Consider the following 4206-nt stretch of genomic DNA (forward strand, 5'->3'; position numbering starts at 1 on the left):
CGTCACGGAAGCGGCGGTGCTGCTCCAGGCCCGCGGCGAGGCCCTCGACGACCTCACCGCGTCCGCCGCCCGGGTGCGCGACGCGGGCCTGGAGACGGCCGGCCGCCCCGGCGGGCAACGGGCGGCGCACCGGCGACAGTTGGGGCCGGAGCGACGACCGGGGCCGGGGCCGCCTGGTTGACGTTCCGCCCGAACCGCTCGCTCGGCACGTTCGTGTCGTCCGCGTACAGGTCCAGGGCCAGTTCCACCGGCACCCTGAACTCGTGGCTGTCCTGGTTGGTGCCGATGTAGAACTGGTCGTGCGAGGTCGCGCCGCCCACCGTGTCGCCATGGGTGACCTGGTGGCCGTACTGATAGTCGGCCCCGAACCCGATGGACCCCCAACCACCCAGCGGCCAGCTGACACTGCCCATCGGCCCGACCGCGGCGCCGTACGACTCACCGCGCTGCTCGGCGTCGCTGCCCGCCATCTGGGCCAGACCCATCACCTGGATGCCCGGCAGGACCAGATGATGCGTGCTGGCCTGCGTGCCGTCACGCATGGCGGTGAGGAGCAGCCGGACCCGGCGGACGCCGGTGTCGGTGCTGTTCGGCACCTCGAAGTGCAGGGCGTGTCCGCCGTCGACCATGGCGTCGGTCGCGGCGCGCAGCCCGGTGCGGGAGCGGGCCTCGCGCAGCCGGCGCAGGTTGTTGAGCTGGGCGTGCAACCGGATCTGGTGCTCGGGTTCGTGGTTGCGTACCGCCTGCTTCAGCCGCGCGCCAACCCCGGTGGGGGCCGGGGCCGTTGGGCTGGGCGGCAGGAATCCCTCGCGGCGCAGCCATGTCTCGGCCTCGTCGAACAGGCCGTCCGTGCCGGTGACGTCGAGCGGGGCCGCGCTCAGCCCGATGCCGTCCAACCGCTCCAGCGAGTCCGGGAGTTCGCGCGTCTCGGCGGCGGTCGGGGTGTGCCCCGTGGCGTCCGCTTTGCTCAGGACCCGCAGGTCCATGCCGCGCGCCTGGGTCAGCGCCGGTGCCTGCGTCTCGGTGCCGTCCGGCCGGATCAGGGTGACCTGGTAGGTGACACCGGAGGGGGTGAGGAGATGGCCGCGGTTGGTGCGGACGGCGTGCATCGTGCCGGCCGAACTGCTCGCGCTGTAGGTGTTGGTGACGGTCGCCTGCGTCTGCCCACGCAGACCGAGACTGCCGCCGATGGCGCTGGAGGCGTCCGGATGCCCCTGACTGTGGTCACCGGTGAGAGCGGCGGCACCACTCCCGCTGACCCCGATACCGCTGGTGTACTTCGACGAGAGGTCCACCTTCGCCGTGTTGACCAGGTGACTCTCCAGGTTGATCTGACCCGGGGTGCTCTGCCGCAGCGGGGTGCCGACGGCGGGCGTGGTGACGAGGTGCAGCATGCCGACCGCGTTGCCGTCGATGTCGGTGATCACGGGCGAGTAGATCCCGCCGTCGATCTGCATGGGCAGCGTGCCGCGCAACACCTGCTCGGACAGGAAGTCCGAGACCTGCCCGGCGGCAGTGGCGTCGAGATCCGCGTGGAACGTCTGGTGGACGTGCTCGTACAGAGCCCTGGGATCGACCACCGAGTCGACACCGTAGAGCGGCAGATCGGTCAGCGCCGCCGGAGCGGGCAGCGAACCCTGCGCCGGGTCAGCGGTGGTGAGGTGCCGGGGGAACCAGATCGTGGTGGAGCCGTGGGACTCCGGTGTACCCCACCCGTCCGGCGCGGGAGCGGTGGCCGTCGTGGTCGCAGGGGTCGCGGTGGCTGCCGGCGCCGGGGTGATGGCCGGGCCGTCGGTGCGCACCCGCCACCGGGTGCTGAACTCCACAGGATCAGAAGGCTCGTTGGAGCGCTGCGAGGATGTGGTCTGGACGGCCTGCGTGACGGTGGTGGCGTCGCCGGCCTGGTTGTGCGTGATGGCCGCCGTCAGCGATCCGTCTATGGCTCGCACGGCGGTCGGCGCGGTGATCGGCCAGGAACCGGTCCACGGCACCTGGAACGTCCGGTACGTCCCCGACGGCTGACTGGAGAAGTTCTCCCGCGTACCAAAACCACGCCGCTCGACATGCTTGTCCGGATCACGCGGATCAAAACGCCCCTGCCGCAACGACTCCCGCGCATCCGAAAGCGTCAACTGAACATCGACGGTACGGTCACGACCGCCGACCCGCACGGTGATGCGATGACCACCATTCGAGCGCAGATACGGCAGTTGAAGCGCGAGGTTCTCCCGGCTCAACTCACCCCGCACCTGCTCACGCACCGCCTCGGGCACGTTGTCGGCGTCCAGCCCCAGCTCCGCGTAGACCTGCCCGTGCAGCCCCTCGATCACCTCGTCGGAGAACGGCTCCGCGTACACGAGTCCGACGGTCCCGTCCGGGAGCGCGCCGTAGGTGTTCACGTAGGTCGACGGGAGTTGGCCGTGCGCGGGCGGCTGTGCGGTCGGGGCGTTGGAGGTGGGCCAGGTGAGGGTGGAGTCGGTGGGGATGGGTGTGGTGTCGGGATCCAGGGCGGGGGTCGTCTCGTCCTGGCCTGTGTGGTCGTGGAGTTGGGGCCCCGCGGACGTGACGTTCTCGATCGTGCGGAGGTAGCGGTGCGGGATGTGGACAGGGGTCTGCGTGGTCGCCATGAGACCGGTCGTGCGGACCGTCGTGCTGTTCGGGTGGTTGCGCAACAGGAAGTCGTTGTCGCGTTGTTCGTCGGGCAGACCGAGGTAATGCAACACCTCGTGGAGGAGATCCGCGTCGGAATGGCCGGCGTCCAGGTGGAGTTGGTCGGCGCGAGCCGGGTCGGACGTGTTGGTGAGGGTGATGGCCTCGGGGTGCGCCGGGTCGCTGATCAGGTTGAGGTTGACGTGGAGCTGATCACCTGAACTGGGCAGCGCCAGACCGGAATTGAGGTGCTCGTCCAGCAGACCGGAGATGCGCTCGTTGAGTTGAGTGGTGAGCGCCGGGTCGGTGGCGGTGACCGGGAGGTTGAGCGTGTAGTCGCGGATCCACTGGCCGTTGGGCGCCTGGATACGACGGACCTGCGTACGGATGAGCGTCGTCGCACCGCTAAGAGTCCCGGGCCGGGGCGAGTTGGACTGATCCGCATGCGGATCGAACCGCTCCGTCGAGTGCACGGCCACGCGGGCGTGCGGACGCAAACCGTGCCAGGAGTCCTTGGGGGCGGGGTCGGCGACGTGGGACGCGGGCCGGTCGTCGTCGCTGCTGCGGGTGGGCGCGGGACGGTAACGGCCGTCCGGCTGAACGCTGTTGGCGTCCCCGGGACCCCGGGGCGCAGGCGCCGGGGTGATGTCCGCCGGGCCGGTGCCCGTGTTCGCGTCGCTGGCGCTGTAGTGGTTCAGGCCCGTGTAGTGGACCTCCAGGGCGGGCGTGTCGGTGGTCGGGCCGTAGCGCAGCACGATGCCCCGGGAACCAGCGGGCGCGGGGGCACCGGCGGTCGCGGGGGCGACGGCGTTCGGGTCGGGCGTCGGCTGGAAGACGTGGATCGGGGCGTCGAGGGTGTCGGCGAGCAGCGGCAGGAAGGTGTCGCCGACCGGGCGTGCCCACGCGGCCGACCAGTGGCGCACCGCGTCGTCGAGCGCGTCCGCCTCGTCCGCGGTGAGGGGGGCGGTGCTCCGGTGATGGCCGGCGATCAGCAGCCACCGGCGCTGGGCCGGTGTCATGGTGGCGAACGCCGGCAGTGCGTCCACCGCACGCAGATAGGCGAACATCCGCCGGTTGCTCGGCGGGTCGTCGGCCGGTGCGGGTGGGGCGTCCGGCGCCGTGAGGGCGACTGCGTAGCGGGTCTGGAGGTCGTCCGGCGCCAGGTCCTCGGCGTGGGTCACGCCCTGGATGCCGTACTCGGCCAGTTGGTCGTCGATCTCGGCGTCCGACGCAGTCCACGCCCTCCTCTCGAACTCGTCGGCGAGGACGCCCCGGAGCTGGCCGAGCACCTGTGGCGGGAGCGGCCTGCTGCCGTCCTGTGCCGCCGCCAACCGGGCCAGCACCAGGTTCTGCAACCCCTGCTGCGCAGCCCGCAGATGACCGGACCCCTGGGCTGCGGTCCGCGGGTTTCGCGCCATCGCCGTGAGGGTCCGCCTCGGGCCTCGGGCTGAAAGCGTCCGGCTATGCCTGGCACCTGGTGTGGACGGGCGAGTTGACGTGTGACTGGACCAGGCCGCTGCTGCCGACCTCGCCGGTGTGGGCCAGCCAGGCGGCCGA

Annotated in this window: 1 protein-coding gene; it reads right to left on the minus strand. The window is 71.3% G+C overall.

What is annotated here, in order from left to right:
- Positions 1-53: 53 nt before the first annotated feature.
- Complete coding sequence (locus ACNFOC_RS51535; protein ID WP_416965891.1) at positions 54-4067, minus strand: hypothetical protein; 4014 nt, start codon at positions 4065-4067, stop codon at positions 54-56.
- Positions 4068-4206 lie beyond the last annotated feature (139 nt).

The sequence above is a fragment of the Streptomyces colwelliae genome (genome assembly GCF_048158785.1).
Taxonomy (GTDB): Bacteria; Actinomycetota; Actinomycetes; order Streptomycetales; family Streptomycetaceae; genus Streptomyces.